At 41.5% G+C, this 22108-nt stretch carries 21 protein-coding genes; all 21 read left to right on the top strand.

Translation table 11 applies throughout. From position 1 onward, the window contains the following. Nucleotides 1–252: 252 nt before the first annotated feature. The 21 genes from ACSLBF_RS17340 (at nucleotide 253) to ACSLBF_RS17240 (ending at nucleotide 21711) form a co-directional block, all read left to right on the top strand. Nucleotides 253–693 (top strand): flavodoxin domain-containing protein, encoded by a 441-nt coding sequence (locus tag ACSLBF_RS17340; protein WP_440054589.1) that lies wholly within the window; start codon nucleotides 253–255, stop codon nucleotides 691–693. A 419-nt stretch (nucleotides 694–1112) separates the two neighbouring features. Next, nucleotides 1113–3002 (top strand): tRNA uridine-5-carboxymethylaminomethyl(34) synthesis enzyme MnmG, encoded by a 1890-nt coding sequence (gene mnmG / locus ACSLBF_RS17335; RefSeq protein ID WP_440054588.1) that lies wholly within the window; start codon nucleotides 1113–1115, stop codon nucleotides 3000–3002. Nucleotides 3003–3017: 15 nt separating this feature from the next. Beyond that, nucleotides 3018–3638 (top strand): 16S rRNA (guanine(527)-N(7))-methyltransferase RsmG, encoded by a 621-nt coding sequence (rsmG, locus tag ACSLBF_RS17330; protein ID WP_440054587.1) that lies wholly within the window; start codon nucleotides 3018–3020, stop codon nucleotides 3636–3638. Between the two features lie 14 nt (nucleotides 3639–3652). Continuing rightward, nucleotides 3653–4435 (top strand): ParA family protein, encoded by a 783-nt coding sequence (locus ACSLBF_RS17325; RefSeq protein WP_440054586.1) that lies wholly within the window; start codon nucleotides 3653–3655, stop codon nucleotides 4433–4435. Between the two features lie 15 nt (nucleotides 4436–4450). After that, complete coding sequence (locus tag ACSLBF_RS17320) at nucleotides 4451–5383, top strand: ParB/RepB/Spo0J family partition protein (protein WP_440054585.1); 933 nt, start codon at nucleotides 4451–4453, stop codon at nucleotides 5381–5383. 138 nt (nucleotides 5384–5521) lie between these two features. Next, complete coding sequence (locus ACSLBF_RS17315) at nucleotides 5522–5902, top strand: ATP synthase subunit I (protein ID WP_440054584.1); 381 nt, start codon at nucleotides 5522–5524, stop codon at nucleotides 5900–5902. Between the two features lie 15 nt (nucleotides 5903–5917). Continuing rightward, nucleotides 5918–6775, top strand: a complete 858-nt coding sequence (gene atpB, locus ACSLBF_RS17310) for a F0F1 ATP synthase subunit A (protein ID WP_440054583.1) — start codon at nucleotides 5918–5920, stop codon at nucleotides 6773–6775. A gap of 58 nt (nucleotides 6776–6833) precedes the next feature. After that, complete coding sequence (gene atpE, locus ACSLBF_RS17305) at nucleotides 6834–7067, top strand: F0F1 ATP synthase subunit C (protein WP_010604143.1); 234 nt, start codon at nucleotides 6834–6836, stop codon at nucleotides 7065–7067. Nucleotides 7068–7109: 42 nt separating this feature from the next. Beyond that, nucleotides 7110–7580 carry a F0F1 ATP synthase subunit B gene (gene atpF / locus ACSLBF_RS17300; protein ID WP_440054582.1) on the top strand — a complete coding sequence of 157 codons (471 nt, stop codon included), beginning with the start codon at nucleotides 7110–7112 and terminating at the stop codon, nucleotides 7578–7580. A 16-nt stretch (nucleotides 7581–7596) separates the two neighbouring features. Next, nucleotides 7597–8130: a F0F1 ATP synthase subunit delta gene (atpH, locus tag ACSLBF_RS17295; RefSeq protein ID WP_440054581.1), complete on the top strand. Its 534-nt coding sequence runs from the start codon at nucleotides 7597–7599 to the stop codon at nucleotides 8128–8130. 14 nt (nucleotides 8131–8144) lie between these two features. Beyond that, nucleotides 8145–9686, top strand: coding sequence for a F0F1 ATP synthase subunit alpha (gene atpA, locus ACSLBF_RS17290; protein WP_440054580.1), 1542 nt, complete (start codon nucleotides 8145–8147; stop codon nucleotides 9684–9686). A 52-nt stretch (nucleotides 9687–9738) separates the two neighbouring features. Next, nucleotides 9739–10599: a F0F1 ATP synthase subunit gamma gene (atpG, locus tag ACSLBF_RS17285; RefSeq protein ID WP_440054579.1), complete on the top strand. Its 861-nt coding sequence runs from the start codon at nucleotides 9739–9741 to the stop codon at nucleotides 10597–10599. A 32-nt stretch (nucleotides 10600–10631) separates the two neighbouring features. Then, nucleotides 10632–12017: a F0F1 ATP synthase subunit beta gene (gene atpD, locus ACSLBF_RS17280; RefSeq protein WP_440054578.1), complete on the top strand. Its 1386-nt coding sequence runs from the start codon at nucleotides 10632–10634 to the stop codon at nucleotides 12015–12017. A gap of 13 nt (nucleotides 12018–12030) precedes the next feature. Continuing rightward, nucleotides 12031–12447 carry a F0F1 ATP synthase subunit epsilon gene (locus tag ACSLBF_RS17275; protein WP_440054577.1) on the top strand — a complete coding sequence of 139 codons (417 nt, stop codon included), beginning with the start codon at nucleotides 12031–12033 and terminating at the stop codon, nucleotides 12445–12447. A gap of 289 nt (nucleotides 12448–12736) precedes the next feature. Beyond that, nucleotides 12737–14818 carry a winged helix-turn-helix domain-containing protein gene (locus ACSLBF_RS17270; RefSeq protein WP_440054576.1) on the top strand — a complete coding sequence of 694 codons (2082 nt, stop codon included), beginning with the start codon at nucleotides 12737–12739 and terminating at the stop codon, nucleotides 14816–14818. 146 nt (nucleotides 14819–14964) lie between these two features. Next, nucleotides 14965–15135 (top strand): hypothetical protein, encoded by a 171-nt coding sequence (locus tag ACSLBF_RS17265; protein WP_440054575.1) that lies wholly within the window; start codon nucleotides 14965–14967, stop codon nucleotides 15133–15135. Between the two features lie 235 nt (nucleotides 15136–15370). Continuing rightward, entirely contained in the window at nucleotides 15371–15709 is a 339-nt protein-coding gene (locus ACSLBF_RS17260) for a hypothetical protein (protein ID WP_440054574.1), read from the top strand. Beyond that, nucleotides 15709–16953: an HlyD family secretion protein gene (locus ACSLBF_RS17255; protein ID WP_440054573.1), complete on the top strand. Its 1245-nt coding sequence runs from the start codon at nucleotides 15709–15711 to the stop codon at nucleotides 16951–16953. Before ACSLBF_RS17260 ends, ACSLBF_RS17255 begins: the two co-directional genes overlap by 1 nt. Beyond that, complete coding sequence (locus tag ACSLBF_RS17250) at nucleotides 16953–19175, top strand: peptidase domain-containing ABC transporter (protein WP_440054572.1); 2223 nt, start codon at nucleotides 16953–16955, stop codon at nucleotides 19173–19175. Before ACSLBF_RS17255 ends, ACSLBF_RS17250 begins: the two co-directional genes overlap by 1 nt. An 850-nt stretch (nucleotides 19176–20025) precedes the next feature. Further along, entirely contained in the window at nucleotides 20026–20190 is a 165-nt protein-coding gene (locus tag ACSLBF_RS17245; protein WP_440054571.1) for a hypothetical protein, read from the top strand. 90 nt (nucleotides 20191–20280) lie between these two features. Then, entirely contained in the window at nucleotides 20281–21711 is a 1431-nt protein-coding gene (locus ACSLBF_RS17240; RefSeq protein ID WP_440054570.1) for a radical SAM protein, read from the top strand. The last annotated feature ends 397 nt before the right edge of the window (nucleotides 21712–22108 follow it).

The following is a 22108-nucleotide window of genomic DNA, read 5'->3' as shown; positions in this document are numbered from 1 at the left end:
TTCACTAGGGTTAATAAAAGCAACGAATGGATATGGGTTAAACTCAACTACTTCATAGAATATCCACAAATAACTCACTGAAAACGCAGGTGGAATAATTTATTTAGTCTTTATAATTCAAATAGATAAATTTAAATATATATTTTTGCCTAGTTTTCACCCGTTAATTTTTATTCAGTTGTTCAAACAGGCTCTTTACATATTCACGCGAACAGATAATATGGCGCCCATTAGAGGATTGGGCCACTGTCTATGCAAGCTATCGATATCATTGTTGGAAGCCAAATGGGATCAGCAGAATATGTTGCTGAACAACTATTAGAATCTTTGGAAAATCAAGGGATTAATGCTGTTCTCCACGAGCAACCAGATCTTTCACAATGTACGAATTCATATTGGCTACTCGTAACTTCAACGTATGGAGCCGGAGACTACCCTGATAACCTGCTTCCTTTTATAGAAGCACTGAACGGCACAGAGACCATGGCAGATCGATGCTTTTCAGTGGTTGGGATCGGGGATTCAAACTACGACACTTTCAATCATGCAGCCAATAATTTAGCGACTTTACTAAAGGAAAAAGGAGCAAAACAATTATTGGAGGTGAAGAAAATCGACGTACAAGATCCCGAGTTACCAGAAGATACCGCTCTGGCTTGGTTGCCACAGTTTGTGGAAAGCTTACCTCAGTGAGGTAGATCTAAGATACACATAAGTTATACACAATTTTTAGTATTTTTAGATCCCATTGTGGATAAACACTGATCTAACTGCTGATCTAAGCATACTTATCCATTGGATAAAAAAACTCAGATCTACCCCTGTGTATAAAAGAGCTATTTGATCAGAGGTTCTAAGCTGGTTGATCCGATCTAATTCACATCATTTGATCTAAGCTAACGCTATGGATCTAGTAAGAAATTAGAAACTATTCACAGAAATGCTGGGCAGTAGTAGTAAGATCAATAAAGATCTTTAAAAAGATCCTTATATATATTAAGTGATCTCTTTTTAGACTTGTATAAACTTTAACCATTTCCCTTCTGGATATTTCTAGGTAGAATACCCATCCTTTCAAAACAGACTTGGTTGTTATAAGTAGGATCCCGTTAATGATTTATCATGAACATTTTGATGTCATCGTAGTTGGTGGTGGCCACGCTGGTACTGAAGCTGCTCTAGCAGCCGCGCGTATGGGAATGAACACCCTATTATTGACGCATAACATGGATACACTGGGACAGATGTCGTGTAATCCAGCGATCGGCGGGATCGGTAAAGGTCATTTGGTTAAAGAGATCGATGCACTTGGTGGCGCGATGGCCAAGGCAATTGACAAAGGTGGCATCCAATTTAGAACATTAAACTCTTCTAAAGGACCAGCTGTTCGAGCAACTCGAGCTCAAGCAGATCGGGCTTTGTATAAAGCTGCAATTCAAGAAACTTTACAACATCAAGAAAACCTAAAGATCTTTCAGCAATCCTGTGATGATCTAATTGTTGAAGGTGATCAAGTTAAAGGCGTAGTTACACAAATGGGACTACGTTTTGGCGCAAATTCCGTAGTATTAACGGTGGGTACTTTCTTAGGTGGTCAGATTCATATTGGTTTAGAAAACTTTAAAGGTGGCCGAGCTGGTGATCCTCCTTCTATCGCTCTAGCTGAGCGCCTACGTGAAATGCCATTTCGCGTTGATAGGCTAAAAACCGGAACTCCACCACGTATCGATGCTAGAACCGTTGATTTCTCTGTAATGCAGGAACAGCCTGGAGATACACCTACTCCGGTATTTTCATTTATGGGTAAGGTTTCTGATCACCCAAAACAGATCCCTTGTTATATCACCTATACCAACGAAAAAACCCATGATGTGATCCGTGAGAATTTACATCGTTCTCCTATGTATGCTGGCGTCATAGAGGGTATTGGTCCACGTTACTGCCCTTCTATCGAAGATAAAATAGTACGCTTTGCGGACAAAGAAAAGCATCAGATCTTTGTTGAGCCCGAAGGATTGACCTCTTATGAGTTATATCCGAATGGTATATCAACGAGTTTACCTTTTGATATTCAACTTGAAATCGTCCGCTCAATTAAAGGATTTGAGAATGCGCATATCTGTCGACCAGGTTATGCGATTGAATATGACTTCTTTGACCCAAGAGATCTCAAACAGTCTCTGGAAACAAAGTTTATTAACGGTTTATTCTTTGCTGGTCAAATAAACGGTACTACTGGTTATGAAGAAGCTGGTGCGCAAGGCTTGATTGCTGGTATGAATGCAGCCCTTCAAGTGCAAGGCCGAGAAGCTTGGACTCCACGTCGGGATGAAGCGTATGCGGGTGTGCTTATTGATGACCTTGCGACATTAGGAACCAAAGAACCGTATCGTATGTTTACATCGCGAGCGGAATATCGTCTGCTATTACGAGAAGATAATGCCGATCTGCGTTTAACTGAAAAAGGTCGTGAACTTGGCTTGGTTGATGATGAGCGTTGGGCTGCTTATAACAATAAATTAGAAGTAATGGAATTAGAAACACAGCGCTTGCGTAATACCTGGATCCATAAAGATCATCCAGCACTAGATCAAGTCAATACATTACTTAAATCTCCACTAGCCCGCGAAGCGAGTTTAGAGGATCTGATCCGTCGCCCTGAAGTAAATTATCATGACCTGATGAAGATTGAAGGATTGGCATCTGATCTCGATAATATCCAAGCGTTGGAACAAGTTGAGATCCAAACCAAGTATGCTGGTTACATCGCTAGACAGTTAGATGAAGTTAATAAGCAACTTCGTCATGAGGAAACTCAACTCCCAGCTGATTTTGATTATCGTCAAGTTAGCGGCTTGTCAAACGAAGTAGTTGCCAAGCTAACTGATGCGCGTCCACAAACAATTGGTCAAGCATCGCGTATTTCTGGTATCACCCCTGCTGCGATTTCGCTATTATTAGTGTATCTGAAAAAGCAAGGGCTACTGCGCAAGTCTGCGTAGTCGCAACGGAATACCGTGTTACTAGAGCAATTAAACAATTTACTCTCACAAACTAATATTGAGCTAAGTGAAAATCAAAAACAGCAGCTGGTCGACTATGTCCAGCTGCTTGATAAATGGAACAAGGCTTATAATCTAACTTCTGTCCGCGATCCCAAAGAAATGATGGTTAAACACATCATGGATTCTTTGGTAGTGGCTCCACACTTAAGCGGTAAAAATTACATTGATGTCGGTACTGGACCTGGCCTACCAGGAATGGTGTTGGCCATCGCCCGCCCTGATATTCAATTTGTGTTGTTAGATAGTTTGGGCAAACGTGTTCGATTTTTAATGCAAGTAAAACATGCACTTGGTATTGAAAATGTGGAACCTGTTCAGTCTCGTGTTGAAGAATATCAAGCAAGTGTTAAATTAGACGGGGTACTCAGCCGTGCATTTGCTTCATTACAAGATATGGTGCAGTGGTGTTCGCACTTAATCGATAGCGATGGCGTATATTTAGCCTTAAAGGGACAATTTCCTGACGAAGAGTTAGCAAATCTGCCTACTGGCGTGAGTTTGTCGCAAGACATCAACCTTGTGGTGCCACAACTTGAAGGTGAGCGCCATTTGATCATTCTTTCAAAAGATTAATAGTCGAGGATAGTGTGGCAAGAGTCATTGCAATAGCAAACCAAAAAGGTGGTGTAGGAAAAACCACCACCGCGGTGAATTTGGCCGCGTCTATGGCAGCAACAAAGCGCAAAGTGCTGTTGATCGATTTAGACCCACAAGGTAACGCAACCATGGGAAGCGGTGTTGATAAGTATGATGAAGTAGCAACCATCTATGACTTATTAATTGAAGATATGCCAATAGACAAAGTTATTTGTACCGAAACTAGTGGTGAATATCATCTTATTGCTGCTAACGGCGATGTTACCGCTGCTGAAGTGAAGCTTATGGAGCTATTTGCTCGTGAAGTTCGTCTTCGCAACGCACTTGAGTCAGTACAAGATAAATATGAATTTATTTTTATTGATTGTCCGCCCTCTCTAAACATGCTCACGGTTAACGCCATGGCTGCAGCCGATGCGGTATTGGTACCTATGCAATGTGAATACTATGCGCTTGAGGGATTAACCGCATTGATGGATACCATTACTCAATTGGGTAAGTTAGTAAATCCAAATTTACAAATTGAAGGGATATTGCGCACTATGTACGATCCGAGAAATCGTTTAGCCAACGACGTATCGGAGCAGCTAAAACAGCATTTTGGTGATAAAGTATATCGCACTGTCATTCCACGCAATGTGCGTCTTGCTGAAGCGCCAAGTTTTGGTGCCCCAGCCATGTATTATGATAGAGCTTCTAGCGGCGCCAAAGCATATTTAGCTTTGGCCGGAGAAATGTTAAGACGTAAAGAAAAGCAAGCTGCTGTTGCTTAAGAGGATAATAAAAACATGTCGGTTAAAAAACGTGGTTTAGGTCGAGGGTTGGATGCCCTGTTAAGTTCTTCTAAACCTTCGCAACCTGCTACTCCCTCAACGGAATTACAAGACTCTGTATCTCCGGGTGACTATGTGACTCAATCATCGGAAGAACAAGAATTAAAACGACTTCCTATCGAGTGGTTCAAGCCTGGCAAGTATCAACCTCGCAAAGACATGTCGGAGCAAGCACTAGAAGAACTTGCTAACTCGATCCGTGCGCAAGGTATTTTACAGCCAATTGTGGCGCGTAAAATTGATCAACAAAGTTATGAAATAATTGCTGGTGAGCGTCGTTGGCGTGCTGCACAGTTGGCGCAGTTAGACACGATACCCTGTGTAATTAAAGATGTACCAGACGAAGCGGCAGTCGCTATTGCGCTGATTGAGAATATCCAACGAGAAGATTTAAATGCAATGGAAGAAGCCATTGCCTTGAATCGTTTGTTACATGAATTTGAACTAACTCATCAGCAAGTCGCCGAAGCTGTAGGTAAATCGAGAACAGCTGTAACTAACTTGTTGCGTCTCAATAATCTCAATGATGATGTAAAAATTTTGTTAGAGCATGGCGATATCGAAATGGGACATGCTCGTTGTTTATTAGCGCTTGAAGGCGAAGCTCAGTCCGATGCCGCGCGCACTGTCGCAGCAAAAGGGCTAACAGTCAGAGAAACTGAAAAATTGGTTCGCACTCTTTTAGAACCGGTGGCTAAAAAAGAAGCAAAAGCCAAAGATCCAGATGTTAAGTTGCTAGAACAACAACTTGGTGAAAATTTAGGCGCTAAAGTAGAAATAAACTACAACCAAAAAGGGAAAGGAAAATTGGTTATTTCCTACGCCAACCTTGATGAATTGGATGGGATCTTAGGGCGCATTAACCCAGATTTAAAAGAACCTTCCTAACCCTCACTATTTAACGGAATGTGGCGTCTAAAAAACGTCACATTTTGTCCCGTCAAGTTGCAAATTAGGCAGAAACAAGTATAATTTCGCCAGTTTTCATACCCTGATAAAATTAAATGTCATTAAGGTTAATATAAAGTGACTCAATCGTTAGCCCGCCCATACCGGCGAGCCGCATTAAAAAGCGTATTAATTCAGGGTATCGTAGCAATTTTAGCTGCAGTAATCGTTTTCATAGGTTGGGGAGTACAAGCAGGCGTTTCAGCGTTGGCTGGCGGTCTGGTTATGGTACTCCCTAATTTTGTATTTGCCGTTTATGCATTCCGATTTATGGGAGCGTCTAAGGCAAATCAAGTGTATTCCTCGATTAAACGAGGAAACGGATTAAAATTTTTGCTAACTGTTGTGCTCTTTGCGCTGATTTTTAAGCATTTTTCAGTGGTTATGTTGCCCTTTTTTGGCGCTTATATACTGGTAATGTTCGCACAATGGTTCGCCCTTATTTTTTTTAATCATTAACTTTTGGGATAAAACATGGCTGCAGAAGAAGTTACTATATCGAGCCATATTCAGCACCACTTGACGAATGCCAAGATGTGCTCGACCGATGCCGGTCTAGCCTTCAATAAAGCATGTGCGGATAGTGGTTTCTGGGCATGGAATATAGATACCCTCGCATGGTCAATCGGCTTAGGTCTTATTTTCTTATGGATCTTCCGAAGTGCCGCTAAAAAATCCACTACAGGTGTTCCTGGTAAGTTCCAGTGCTTTATTGAAATGATAGTTGAGTTCGTTGGTGACAACGTACGCGATACCTATCATGGTAAAAGTGCACTGATCGCTCCTTTGGCCCTAACTATCTTTGTTTGGGTGTTCTTAATGAACTTAATGGACTTGATTCCTGTTGATTTCTTACCTGCTTTCGCTGGCTTTGTCGGTGAGCAAGCATTTGGGGTAGATTCTCACGACGTATATATGAAGATTGTACCAACTACTGACGTGAATATGACCGCGGCACTGGCTATCGGTGTATTTATTCTGATGATCGGTTATTCAATCAAAATCAAAGGTATCGGTGGTTTTATTGCTGAACTAACACTTCATCCGTTCAGCACCAAAAACAAGATTGGTATGTTGTTCTTAATTCCTTGTAACTTGTTACTTGAAACCATTGCTTTGGTTGCGAAGCCGTTCTCATTGGCACTGCGTTTGTTTGGTAACTTATATGCGGGTGAATTGATCTTCATCTTGATTGGTACAATTGGTTTAATGCAGTTACCGCTGCACTTTATTTGGGCGGTATTCCATATTTTGGTTATCGTATTGCAAGCATTCGTATTTATGATGCTGACAATCGTATACCTAAGCATGGCAAGTTCAGACAACCACTAACAGATTTTTTAAAAATTAACTTTAACTTTAATTTACAATTGAAACTTTGGAGAAAAAAATGGAACTAGTATTAGGCCTTAAGTTTATCGCTGTTGCTCTACTAATCGGCTTTGGTGCAATCGGTACCGCTATCGGTTTCGGTAACATGGGTGGTAAATTCCTTGAAGCTTGTGCTCGTCAACCTGAGCTTGCGCCTTCACTACAGGTTAAAATGTTCATCCTTGCTGGTCTAATCGATGCGGTAGCTATGATCGGTGTTGGTATCGCAATGGTAATCCTGTTCGTACTTTAATTCTAATTTTTGAACAGCTTACTATTTTAAGGAGGAGTGGTTGTGGATATTAACCTCACTCTAATCGGTGAATTAATTGCGTTTACGGTATTCGTACTTTTCTGTATGAAATTTGTATGGCCGCCGCTAAATGATGCAATTGAAGCTCGCCAGAAAAAGATCGAAGATGGTTTGGCTGCCTCTGATAAGGCTGAAAAAGATCTTGAGCTTGCGCGTGAAAAAGCTGCTGAGCAGCTTAAAGAAGCAAAAGCACAAGCGGCTGAAATTATCGAACAAGCTAAGAAGCGTGCTGCGCTGATTGTTGATGAAGAGACTACTCGTGGTCAACAAGAGCGTGAAAACATCATTGCTCAGGGACACTCTGAAATTGAGTCTGAGCGCAACCGCGTAAAAGAAGAGCTACGTACTCAAGTAGCTGCACTTTCTATCGCTGGCGCTGAGAAGATTTTAGAGCGTGAAATCAATCAAGCCGCACATAGTGACATCGTTGAAAAACTTGTCGCTGAGCTTTAAGTAGGAGGGTATGAGCATGTCTGAATTGACTACTATCGCTCGCCCATACGCTAAAGCGGCTTTTGAACTTGCTGTTGAAAAAGGCACAGTTGAAGCTTGGAATGAAATGCTGTTCTTCGCAGGTCAAGTGACCCGCGATGAACAGGTTCAGACTTTATTAGGCTCTATCTCTTTAGGGTCTGAGCAAGCTGAAATCATTATCAAGCTATGTGCAGAACAACTCAACGAGCAAGGCCAAAACCTTATCAAGCTGATGGCCGAAAATGAGCGTTTAGCCGCCATTCCAGCTGTTGCAGACTTGTTTGCTGAACTAAAAGCAGACTACGAAAAAGAAATCGATGTTGATGTGATTTCAGCAACAGTGCTTGCAGATGATGCGCAAGCAAAATTGGTCGCGGCACTTGAAAAACGTTTCGCACGCAAAGTTAAGCTGAATTGTAGCATCGACGAAGCCCTTGTAAGTGGTCTAGTTATCAAAGCCGGTGATACCGTCATTGATGGTTCAGTTCGCGGCAAATTAGATCGTCTTGCGACGTCGCTACAATCGTAATTGGGAAAAAGAGCATGCAACTTAATTCCACAGAAATTTCTGCACTGATCAAGCAACGCATTGAACAGTTTGAAGTTGTAAGTGAAGCGCGTAACGAAGGTACAATCGTATCTGTTACCGATGGTATCATCCGCATCCACGGTCTAGCTGACTGTATGCAAGGTGAGATGATTGAGCTTCCTGGCAACCGTTATGCTATCGCATTGAACCTTGAGCGTGACTCAGTAGGTGCGGTAGTTATGGGTCCATACGCAGACCTAAAAGAAGGCGTAAAAGTTAAATCAACTGGTCGTATCCTTGAAGTACCAGTCGGTCGTGGTCTACTTGGTCGTGTTGTTAACACGCTAGGTGCACCGATCGATGGTAAAGGCGCTATCGACAATGACGGTTTTGAACCAGTTGAAAAAATCGCACCTGGCGTAATCGAGCGTCAGTCAGTAGATGAGCCAGTACAAACTGGTTATAAGTCTATCGATGCGATGATCCCAGTAGGTCGTGGTCAGCGTGAACTTGTTATCGGTGACCGCCAAACTGGTAAAACAGCATTAGCTATCGATGCTATCATCAACCAAAAAGACACAGGCGTTAAGTGTGTGTACGTAGCGGTTGGTCAAAAAGCATCTACTATCGCTAACGTAGTACGTAAACTAGAAGAGCACGGTGCACTTGCTAACACTATCGTTGTTGTAGCATCTGCGTCAGAATCTGCTGCGCTACAATACCTAGCGCCGTTCTCTGGTTGTACTATGGGTGAATACTTCCGTGACCGTGGTGAAGACGCGCTAATCGTATATGATGATTTGTCTAAGCAAGCAGTTGCTTACCGTCAAATCTCACTACTACTTAAGCGTCCACCGGGCCGTGAAGCTTACCCTGGTGACGTATTCTACCTTCACTCACGTCTTCTAGAGCGTGCATCACGTGTAAACGCTGATTACGTTGAGAAGTTCACAAATGGTGAAGTGAAAGGTAAAACAGGTTCATTGACGGCATTGCCAATCATTGAAACTCAAGGTGGTGACGTTTCTGCATTCGTACCTACCAACGTTATCTCAATCACTGATGGTCAGATCTTCTTAGAAACTGACTTGTTCAACGCAGGTATCCGTCCAGCTGTTAACGCTGGTATCTCGGTATCTCGTGTAGGTGGTGCTGCTCAAACTAAGATCGTTAAGAAACTAGGTGGTGGTATCCGTCTAGCGTTAGCTCAATACCGTGAACTAGCAGCGTTCTCTCAGTTCGCTTCTGATCTTGATGATGCAACACGTGCACAGCTTGAGCACGGTGAGCGTGTAACAGAGCTAATGAAGCAGAAACAGTACGCACCAATGTCTGTTGCTGACATGTCATTATCGTTGTTCGCTGTTGAAAAAGGCTTCCTTAAAGATATCGAAATCAACAAAATTCTTGATTTCGAAGCAAGCCTAATCGCATTTGCGAAGAGCGAGTACGCAGAGCTAATGGCTCAAATCAATGAAACTGGTAACTACAACGCCGAGATCGAAGCACAGCTTAAAGAGCTTCTTGAGAAGTTTAAAGCAACGCAAACTTGGTAATGTGTTATTAAGGTGAGTAGGTAACTACTCACCGAGATTCGGAGAGAGAGTCATGGCCAGCGGAAAAGAGATAAAAAGCAAGATCGGGAGTATCAAGAATACTCAAAAGATCACCAGCGCAATGGAGATGGTTGCCGCTTCAAAAATGAAGAAGGCACAAGAACGCGTAGCGTCAAGTCGTCCATACGCTGAAAACTTACGCAAAGTGATCGGTCGTATTGCTCAGGCTAATCTTGATTTCAATCATCCGTTCCTTGAAGAACGTGATGTGAAACGAGTTGGTTACATTGTTATCTCTACCGACCGTGGTCTATGTGGCGGTTTGAACTCGAATGAGTTTAAACGAGTAGTAAGAGACGCAAAAGCGTGGAAAGACAAAGGGGTTGAGGCAACGTTCGCAACTCTTGGCAGCAAAGCTGCTGGATTCTTTAAACGTTTTGGTGGTGAACTAGAAGCCAAAAAGACTGGGTTAGGAGATGCACCTTCTGTTCAGGATGTTATCGGTCCTGTGAAAGTGATGCTTAATGCATACGAAGAAGGCAAAATTGACCGCTTATTCGTTGTGTACAACAAGTTTGTCAACACAATGAAACAAGAGCCTGTTATCGATCAGTTATTACCTTTGCCTAAAGCTGAAGAAGATGTATCAGCTCACGCTTGGGATTACTTATATGAGCCAAGCCCAGAGGCGATTTTAGAGACACTATTAGTGCGCTTTATTGAGTCTCAGGTCTACCAAGGTGTAGTTGAGAATGCTGCCTCTGAACAAGCTGCCCGTATGGTTGCGATGAAAGCCGCAACTGATAACGCAGGTGGCCTGATTGATGAGCTACAGCTGGTATACAACAAGGCACGTCAAGCCGCAATCACACAAGAAATCAGTGAGATTGTGAGCGGTTCGGCTGCCGTGTAACGCTTCGGCAAAGTTTAATAAGAGGAATAGACATGAGTTTAGGTAAGGTCGTCCAAATTATCGGCGCCGTTGTGGACATCGAGTTTCCACAAGACAACGTGCCAGCCGTATATGACGCACTAAAAGTTACAGAAGGCGACTTAGCTGGTTTGACACTAGAAGTGCAACAGCAGCTAGGTGGCGGTGTGGTACGTGGTATCGCACTAGGTAGTACTGACGGTCTACGTCGTGGTACTCCAGTACAAGGTACAGCTGAGCCAATCAAGGTTCCAGTTGGTACAGCAACACTAGGTCGTATCATGAACGTACTTGGTGACGCGATTGATGAAGCGGGTCCTATCGGTGAAGAAGAGCGTTGGTCTATTCACCGTGCAGCACCAACATACGAAGAGCAAAGCAACTCAGTTGAGCTTCTAGAGACTGGTATCAAGGTTATCGACCTTGTATGTCCATTCGCTAAAGGTGGTAAAGTTGGTCTATTCGGTGGTGCGGGTGTAGGTAAAACCGTAAACATGATGGAACTTATCCGTAACATCGCAATCGAGCACAGCGGTTACTCAGTATTCGCAGGTGTTGGTGAGCGTACTCGTGAGGGTAATGACTTCTACCATGAGATGAACGACTCAAACGTACTAGACAAAGTATCGCTAGTATATGGTCAGATGAACGAGCCGCCAGGTAACCGTCTACGTGTTGCACTAACTGGTCTAACAATGGCTGAGAAGTTCCGTGACGAAGGTCGTGACGTACTATTCTTCGTAGATAACATCTATCGTTATACACTAGCAGGTACTGAAGTATCAGCACTTCTAGGCCGTATGCCTTCAGCGGTAGGTTACCAGCCTACACTAGCTGAAGAAATGGGTGTTCTACAGGAGCGTATCGCATCAACTAAGACAGGTTCAATCACTTCAATCCAAGCGGTATACGTACCTGCGGATGACTTGACTGACCCATCTCCAGCAACAACGTTTGCTCACTTAGATGCGACAGTAGTACTTTCTCGTGATATCGCATCTCTAGGTATCTACCCGGCGGTAGACCCTCTAGATTCAACATCACGTCAACTTGACCCACAAGTTATCGGTCAAGAGCACTACGACACTGCACGTGGCGTTCAGACAGTTCTACAGCGTTATAAAGAACTAAAAGACATCATCGCGATTCTAGGTATGGACGAGCTTTCTGACGAAGATAAGCAAGTTGTATCTCGTGCACGTAAAATCCAGCGTTTCCTATCTCAGCCATTCTTCGTAGCTGAAGTATTCACAGGTGCACCTGGTAAATACGTATCTCTTAAAGACACAATCTCTGGCTTTAAGGGTATCCTAAACGGTGAATACGATGATATGCCTGAGCAGGCATTCTACATGGTTGGCTCAATCGACGAAGCGATCGATAAAGCTAAAAACATGTAATTAGGAGGTTGTTATGGCAATGACAGTACACCTTGACGTAGTAAGTGCAGAAGAGAATCTATTCTCTGGTGCTGTGGCTACGATTCAAGTGACAGGTAGTGAAGGTGAACTTGGTATTCACCCAGGTCACGCACCACTACTGACTGGCCTAAAACCTGGTATGGTACGTTTGGTTAAAGCTGATGGCTCTGAAGAAGTTATCTATGTTGCCGGCGGTACGCTTGAAGTTCAGCCCAAAACAGTAACGGTTCTAGCAGACGTTGCTATTCGTGCGGAAGAACTAGACGAGCAAGCAGCTGAAGACGCTAAACGTGAGGCGGAAGCGCAATTGGCTTCAGGCACTGCTGGCGAGCTGGATTACCAGCGTGCTGCTATACAGCTTGAAGAAGCCCTTGCCCAGCTACGTCTTCTACGCCAGCTGCGAAAATAAGCAGCCACCTATCTGGTTTAAAAACCCACGCACACAGCGTGGGTTTTTTATTTTGTAAGTTTATGAATCTACGTATCGCTACATATTTGAACAAATATGTTTTGTTGAAGGGTGTATAATTGGCCTAAAAAAGCAAGAAATTAAGTATTTATTCTATAAAATTCATCAACTTAATATTTTGTTTCTTTTACTAATACATTGGTCTCATATAACCTGATAGTGTATATTACCAATAACTGACTTAGTCTGTCGTTGATGACTAGTTTTAATAGAAAAGTATGTGGCGTTTATGAAAGAAGTTAACTTCTCCAGAGCTGTAAAAGAAGTCAAGTTTGCTGCATGGACTCTGGACCCAAAGAAGCAGACCATCTCTGATGGAGACAGCGAACGCGAACTAGAACCTCTGTTATACAGAGTGTTGTGCTATTTACTTCTCAATACTGATCAAATCGTTACCCGCCAAGATTTAGTTGATGACGTATGGTGTCAACATTATGTTGATGATAACGCTATCAACCGCGCCATGTCAGAACTTCGTAAAGTACTAAAGTCTGAGAAGTACAAAGGCGTTATTATTAAAACACATTACCGAAAAGGGTATAGCCTTGCAGTAGATCATCAGGTAGTACTTCATGATACTCAATCAGAATCAGTAGTTAAAAATGAGCAGCCTGATATTCCTGTAAAGGATAAAGTAATAAACAAAATGCGCTTTGTCGCATTATTCACTATCGCAGTCGTAGCTTTTATCATAGCGACTGTATCATGGTACTTATTAAGTGAAAATCCAGTATACACACCAGAAAAATATACGTTTACTGATTATAAAAAATCTATTTTAACAGTGGAAAAAGCGAACTTTCAGTCGTTAGCTGTTCACCCTGAAGGAAATGTATTCGCTTATACCGTCTTCGAAGAAGACAAAGAATCCATTGTTGTGCGTTCGCTTTTAGGTAGTGAAATCTACCGTTTCTCATTTCCAGATAGTCTGCTAACTCCTCTGGGGTTTGCAAGTGCAGGTAAAGATCTTTTCTATAAAAAATTGGATAACAGTGACAATTGCCATATTTTTCGTCGAGATTATGTTGCTGGCACAGATGAAGTGATAGATTTACCCTGTGATGAGTATATGAATAGGTTGATCGAAATCGAGGGACGCTACTTTGTTTATGAAAAAAGTGGCTACAGAGGTAGGCAGCAAATTTTAGCCATCTACGTTTACGATCAACTCAGAGAAGTAGAATATCGTATCTCTTCACCCAATATGACCTCATACGGAGATGAACTTTTACATTACGATATAGAGTCGAAACGGGTGTATTTTTCGCGAATACAGGGAGGATATACCGATATATTTTACACAGATATAGAAGGTTCTTTCCAAACTTTGGTAACGAGAACACCTGATGCTTTATTTAGCTTCAGAAAAATAGCACAGTTCTTGTATTGGTTTGACTACAAAAAGCAAGCACTAGTTAAATTTGATGAGTCTAAAAAGCGAGTTGTAGAAGTAGTCGAAAAGAAGACCGAAGGGATCTATCGTTCTATCGATGCGTTAACCGATTCTGTTTTTATCGCTTTGGATGGGGACGGTAAAACTTACTCGGGGATTGTTTCTGATAGCAATATCTACTTTCATAATAACGATTTTATTATTGATGTAACAGAATCCGCGTTAACTGGCCATTATATAACTTTATCTGGGCAAGCACATATAGAGCGATTTGATCTCACTTGGTATGACTCTCAAGGTGAAATCGCACAGCAGGCTTCGTTCCCAAACCGAGGCTATCAGGTCGAAAGTAGTCCTTCAGGAACTCATATTTATGTCAGAAAAAATAAGAGTATAGATATTTACTCTCATACAGCTGAACTCATTAAATCCGTGAGCTTTGACAACAAAGTATTGTCTATTTCGGCAATAGATGAGCGGCACTTAGCTGTAGTCCTCAAAGACGATACGCAAAACTATGCAGTGATACTCGATCAAATTGATGAAACACAACAATTGTTGCCTATAAATGATGTAGTATGGTTTGGCTGTATGAATTTAGAAGTATGTTTCGTTAAAGATACCTTAAGTCAGTTATCTAAATATAATTTAATATCAGGCCAATTTGAAGGTGAAAAATTACCAATAGAGTACACTTTTGCGAAGCCCTCATATCGCCATGGTAGTTTAATTTATTCAGATTTAAAGGCAATTTATAAGATAGACCCAACTACAATGACGAAAGAGCTGGTTCACCATCATGATGGTAGAGAATTATTTTTAAATGTAAAACAAGTTTCCAAGGCGCAGCACTTTATTGCCGTATTTGCGAGAGCGAAGAATAACAGTGTCTTCTTGCTAAGAAAAAATGAACTATGACAGATTTAATAGCTTTACACCTAAGGTCTTTTTGAAAAACGTACGCGCTTAGGTTTTAGTCATATAATCTAAGTTTTCAGCCCTTGCACTTTTATTAAAAAAAACACAAAATTGCTTTATTCTGTTTTACCTATAAAGGAAACGTTATGAAGCTCTCACTAAAAAAGAAAAAGCTTAAAAAATTAAACAATCAAGACCTTGCTAAAGTATATGGAATGGGTCAGGGTACGGTCGGTTCTGTCGTATCTAACAATAGTAAATTGTGTAATGATACTGGTACCTATGATGATACAACAAAGGACCAGACAAAGATGTAAATTGTATGTCTAAACATTGGGCTAATGTTACTTATCGCTTTGTCTCACATTGGCCCGAGTTCCCTTAATTGCGTTGATAACCTACCTTCTCAAATAATCATCATACCATTTCATATTATTTATACTTTATTTATTGATTTATATGGATATGTTGTTTATGTCGCTATTTCTATATCCCAGAAAACTGTGTAATACTGCCGCTTGTTTCAAATAACGGTATATGTGTAGGACAGCAATGACGTTGCGCGAATATTTCGAAGAGTATTATCGTATATTAAGTCAGGATGATCTCGAAAAACTGGATGTGTTTTTCTGTACTGATTCCCCTTTATTGCAAAGTACTAAACAGCAGTTTTCAGCTATGCGGCAGCAGTATGAATTGACACTTACCTTACTAGAAGTCAGCGTTTTGTCGAAGCAAGATGATGTGTTGATTGTGCGAGATGGATTGAAGTTTTGCATCGAGAGTAATGACAAAAAAAATGAATACACCAGTACCAACATTCATACCTTTGTGAATGAAGATAATAGCTGGAAAATTCACAATAGTGCAGGTTTACCAAGGCGTGGTTGATGTTTGAGCTATTTAGAAAGGAGGCCATCTCTCATCAGGGCCACAAGCTTGATGGTGAAGTATGTATCGCAACGCATGTTTCCTTCAATTGGATACTTGCGGTGATCGTACTGGTTGTTTTATTAGGTGGTAGTTATTTATTTCTTAGTGATTATCAAAGAAAAGAAGTCGTTTCAGGTTACCTTCGTCCAGCTCAAGGGATAAGCAAAATTTATGCTGCCGATGCGGGCGTCATTGATCAACTGTTTGTCGAAGAGGGACAATTGGTTTCGAAAGGGGAAGTCTTAGCTCGAGTAAAAATAGACCGTGTTTTGACATCTGGAGACGACCTCAATACTTCTATTCTAGTTGAACTAGAGCAACAACAAAGTTTGTTAAAAGATAGCTTAAAGAATCAATCAGCACTGTTTGAAGTAAACAAAGAAAAATTAGACGCGCAAATAAAAAGTACAGACTTTCAATTACAAAAAGCCGAAAAGCAACTCACTTTACTAGAGCAGCGAATTCAAATTAGTCAGAATCGCGTTGTAGATATGCAGGCGTTGATAGAAAAAGGGTTTGCATCACAACAGGATGTAGACATTTTGAAAGACAACTTACTTGCTTTGTCACAACAGCAAGAAGATTTAATGTCTCAGGAAGTTCGGCTGAGACAACAATTGAGTGAATTGCATTTTGAGCTGACCCAACAACCTGTAAGACACAAAGAAACACTGGCCGATCTGCATTCAGAGTTATCTGATATCAATAGACAGATCCGTCAGTATCAAGGCCAACAAAGCTATCACATTATCAGTCAACGCGCAGGTAAAGTGACTAATATCCAGATTAAACCAGGTATGGTGGTGACACAACAAACTCCGGTAATGACGGTATTACCTGAACATTCAGAGCTTGAAGCCATACTCTTTGTTCCTACTCGCGCCTATGGGTTTTTGGAACCTGATCAAACCACGCGGATCCGCTTTCAAGCTTTTCCTTACCAACGATTCGGAATTTATGAGGGAAAGATCAGTTCGGTTTCTAAATCAATTTTGCTGCCAAAAGAAGCTCAGGTGCCGGTCTCCTTGGTTGAACCTGTCTATCAAATCGTTGTGAAGTTAGACTCACAAACCGTATCTGCCTATGGCAACGAGATTCCCTTACAAGCAGGAATGTTACTCGAAGCCGATGTATTAGTGGATAGTCGAAGTTTGTTTGAATGGTTGTTTGAACCGTTGTATAGCATAAAGGGAAGCATGTAATGGAAAATCCAATGCATTTGTTAAAGTTCAGTGCGGCTAAACGCTTACCTGTTATTTTGCAAAGTGAAGCTGCGGAATGTGGACTTGCTAGCTTAGCAATGGTCGCAGCCTACTATGGCTATAAAACGGACTTAACAACGCTTAGACAGCAGCATGAAATATCGTTAAAAGGTTCAAATCTAGAAGAGCTAATGCAAATTGCAGACAAACTTAAATTGAGCTGTCGTGCATTAAGGTTAGAACTTGAACACCTACATAAACTCAAAACTCCCTGTATTTTGCATTGGGACCTCAATCACTTTGTTGTATTGAAACGCGTATCCAAAAACACTGTTGAGATCCACGATCCTGCTATTGGAGTTCGCAAATACAGTGTTAGCGAATTTTCGAAACATTTTACTGGGGTTGCGCTTGAATTAACGCCGACCGAGGAGTTTAGATCGGAAGACTCCAGAGTGAACTTAAAGCTGTCGGACTTTTGGAGTAAAGTGACCGGCTTTAAATCAGCGTTAGTGAAAGTATTTATTCTTTCTTTACTGCTTCAGGTGTTTGCAATAGCGACGCCCTATTATATGCAATTGGTCGTGGATGAAGTGGTATTAAGTTACGACAAAAACCTATTAGCTATATTAGCGATTGGTTTTGCTTTACTGATGTTTGTCGAAATGATCACCAATGCGGTGCGGAGTATTCTGTTGCTGCATTTTGGTAATCTGATGAGTATTCAGCTTGGCGCTAACCTGTTCTACCATCTGATCAGATTACCATTACGTTACTTTGAAAAACGCCATATTGGCGATGTGGTGTCACGTTTTGGTTCTTTGCAGCAAGTCAAAGAGCTGCTGACTCAAGGCGTTATCGAAGCACTTATTGACGGGCTAATGGCGTTAGCGACTTTGGTCATGATATTCATCTACAGCCCGAAATTAAGTGCCGTTGTAATGATGGCGATTTGTTTATATGCCTGTGTAAGAATTGCGCTTTATCGACCGCTTCGACAGACTTCAGAAGAGATGATTGTTAACTCGGCCCGTGAGCAGTCGAACTTTATGGAAACAGTGCGAGGCATTCAAACGATAAAGTTGTTTGGTCGAGAAGTGCAAAGGCAAAGTGTATGGCACAACAAATATGCGGATAGCCTAAACTCTGAAATTCGAGTCGGTCATCTAAATATCGGATATGCAGCGTTAAACAAAGTCATTTTCGGATTGGAAAATGTACTTGTAGTCTATATCGCAGCGTTGCTTGTGATGGATGGTGACTTAACCATCGGAATGCTATTTGCGTTTATGGCTTATAAACGACAATTTATCGATAAGACAGCAGGTCTTATAGAAAAAGCGATTGAGTTTAAAATGCTAAATTTGCATTTCAATCGCCTTGGTGACATTTCACTGACTGAGAAAGAGCAACATATTTGTGGCGATGGTAGTCACCGAAAACTCACGGGACAATTAACCCTAAAAAACATTGCTTATCGCTATAGTCAAAAGGAAGAGCCGATATTTAGAAACTTTAACCTTGATATCGAACCAGGGGAGTCTATCGCAATAGTCGGCCCATCGGGCTGTGGTAAAACGACCTTATTAAAGATTATGCTGGGACTATTTGAACCTGATGACGGTAAGGTATTGGTTGATGGTACTGATATTCGTCAACTTGGACTAAGTTCATTTAGGTCGCAAATTGCAGGGGTAATGCAAGATGACCAGCTATTGTCAGGCTCTATCGCTGACAACATTTCCTTCTTTGATCCTCTTTTGGATATGGAAAAAGTAAAATGGGCGGCAAAAATCGCAGCCGTTGATAAAGATATTCAAAGTATGACTATGGGTTACAACACATTGGTTGGAGATATGGGAGCAGCATTATCTGGAGGGCAAATACAACGTGTGTTGCTTGCCAGAGCGTTATATCGTGAACCCAAAATACTGTTTATGGATGAAGCAACGAGTAACCTAGATACAAACTTGGAAAGTATTGTCAATAATGCGGTCAAAGCGTTAGATATTACCAGAGTCATTATTGCTCACCGACCAGAAACGATTGCGAGCGCAGATAGAGTCGTCGAGCTTCGTGCAGGTTTGGCTGTGGAAATAGAGAAGCCCGTGTTAGCAGAGAATAGAACGCAGTATGTCGAGAAAAAGCAACCGATTGTATTAAATATAGACAATGAAGTTTTTGTTGATACCTCAGATACCGAAGACTTTGTCATTGCTTAACGCTAGTTGGTTTTCGTTATGTTGTTAAAGTGGTTGCTAGCCAATAACTAGCGCAAGTGATAATGACTCTCGAGTCGTTTATTCAAACGCCATAGCGGCCCAAAGCATCTATTAATATCTACCGGTTAGCCTTGCTATTTATTACCTTGGTTAAGGCATTAACTTGGTATGGCTTAATACGGGATTAAATGACTACATGTTCTAGGCTGCGAGCTCGCCTGCTCAAATATAGAGTGGTATATCAAAATTGGCCTGAAGTTGGTACGTAATCAATAGCAAAAAATTTGACATAGTAGCGAGACCCCAATGCGTCTTTCTTAACCCTCATATAACGTAATGACTGATACCTTTTTGTTTCTAAAACATTACCATCTAAGTGACTTCTCTTCGCTGTTAAAAAAGCGTCTTTTATCCATATTGATTCAATAAAATAAGCTTATCTCTTAGTAATTATAAAGGTTAAGTGATTGAATTTGTTTGCTATTTATATTTTTCCGCTGATTTGATTAGTTTTGATTTTACCCACATTATACAAATCACTTGCTACGTGAAGCCCGGTGCAGTGTTTGTATTTAGTGATGTGCGAGATTGGACTTTGGCATTGTTAAGCGGTTGCGTGCTGAATCGGCTTCAATGTAGTGAGTGATAGAGAGCTGGAAATGCGACTCTCACAGACTCTCTATCAGTAGCATGTATAGGTATGCCGACTTTCATTATGTAAGCTTTTAACTAAAAAGCAACATTTTGAATTTCATTGATTACATTTTAGGAACGGTAGTCAAAACTTGTATATGTATTTTAAAAGCATACGGCGATGCCGTATTACACAGTTTTGTATAGGAAAATGAAAATGAAAGAACAATATCAAGATCTACACGACGTAACTGAAGCAAAAGAACTTCTAGAAAAAGTTGAAGGTGGCGTGAGCCGTGGTGACGTAGTTGCACCTTGTAACTGGAAACTATGCCCACAGCCTCTATACGGCGTGATCATTGATCCACCACTAGAGTACTAATTTCACTACCAACAATTGTTGGTGTTGAGATTTCAGGTGGTACGCAGTTTGTACCACCAACTTTGTCAATAATTAAGAGGCGGTTCAGTTATGTCAGCAAATTTGGAAGGCGCAGGAATCAAAGTAAATACGTTATCGCGCCAGACCTACGCGGTGTGGGAGATCACCTTAAAGTGCAATTTAGCCTGTAGCCATTGTGGCTCGAGGGCTGGAGATAGTCGAGTTAATGAATTAACCACTACCGAAGCATTGGACTTAGTCCAGCAAATGGCTGACCTGGGCATCGAAGAAATCTCTTTAATTGGCGGTGAAGCGTTTATGCGACCAGATTGGTTGATGATAGCTTCTGAAATTACACGTCTTGGCATGAAAGCGACAATGACGACGGGTGGCTTCGGAATTTCTGAAGGCACGGCGAAAAGAATGAAACAAGCCGGTATCTCTGCGGTTTCAGTTTCTATCGATGGATTAGAAAAAGAACATGATTTATTGCGTGGTAAACCTGGCGCTTGGAAACAGTGCTTTATTACCATGCAAAGACTGAGAGATGTCGGGATCAGCGTAGGTTGTAATACCCAGATTAATCGCTATTCGGCAACTCAGTTACCTCTGATTTATGAAAAACTAGTTGAAGTTGGCGCAAGAGCGTGGCAGTTGCAGTTAACAGTGCCTATGGGCAACGCTGCAGACAATGATGGCATGTTGCTACAACCCTATGAATTATTGGATGTATTTCCAATGCTTAACTATCTATCACAGCGCGGTGAAAAAGATAGAATATCAGTTCAAGCTGGTAATAATATTGGCTACTTTGGACCTTTCGAGCGTCAACTCAGAGACAATAAAGTGACAAACTCTGATTGGGCGTTTTATCGCGGTTGTGGCGCAGGACAAAATACCTTAGGGATTGAAGCCGACGGTAGTATCAAAGGTTGTCCGTCTTTACCAACCAACGCCTACACCGGCGGTAATATCCGAGAGCGTAGCTTAAAAGACATCTACGAAAATACCCCAGAGCTTAGGTTCAATGATGTGAATAAGCCAGAAGACAGAACCAAACATCTATGGGGCGAATGTGCCAGCTGTGAATTTGCCAAGGTATGTCGAGGTGGATGTAATTGGACCTCTCACGTGTTCTTTGGAAAACGCGGTAATAATCCTTATTGCCATCACCGAGCAATCAAAATGGCAGTAAGAGGCAAACAAGAGCGATTTTTCCTAAAAGAAAAAGCATCCGGAGACCCGTTTGATCACGGTGTATTCGAATTGGTTGTTGAGGATTATCAAGCGCACGACCCACAAGACACCAGTCGCTTTAGTCTTGGACAAGTTCAGTTTCCAGACTATTGGCTTGAAGCCGAACCTAACTTGGTCAATCGCCTATTCACCGAGCGTGGCTTAGCGATGAAACAATATGTTGATTCTGGACTGATCCCCAAAGAAGAATCTCCGTGGTTTGACCCAGTACAACGTGAAGCGTTAATGGCAAAGTCAGCGAGTCCTGAATACGCACCCATTTAAATGTGCTAACCGCTTTGTGGCGGTTAGAACCAGTTTCAAGGAAGGTCTTGTGTAAAAGGATTTACATCTAACTGTTTTGTGTGGCAGTTGGTTACCTAGGTTTGTCTCTTCAGGAAGAAGAAATAAAAAACCAAGGAAATTGAAAACACAAATGTCAAGGAACTGAATCTTAGAAGGAAACTAACTAATAACAATGAAGGAAACCAGTTTTGGGGAAGGAATCAATCTTATGAAGGATTGATATTTGGAAAAAGGATTTTTTTCCTATTCTAAGGTGATTAACTTGCCACTCTATCGAATCAACGTTTTGTTTTGAAACAGATATTTCTTTTTCGTGAAGTGACAAGCAAAACATAGCGAAGGTGCTTTGCGTATGTTAGTTCACCACTCACCGTCT

It is taken from the genome of Pseudoalteromonas sp. T1lg65 (assembly GCF_051930985.1).
Classification (GTDB): domain Bacteria; phylum Pseudomonadota; class Gammaproteobacteria; order Enterobacterales; family Alteromonadaceae; genus Pseudoalteromonas.
Note: the sequence above shows the minus strand (reverse complement) of the source record. Positions and strands in the feature narration are given on the sequence as shown.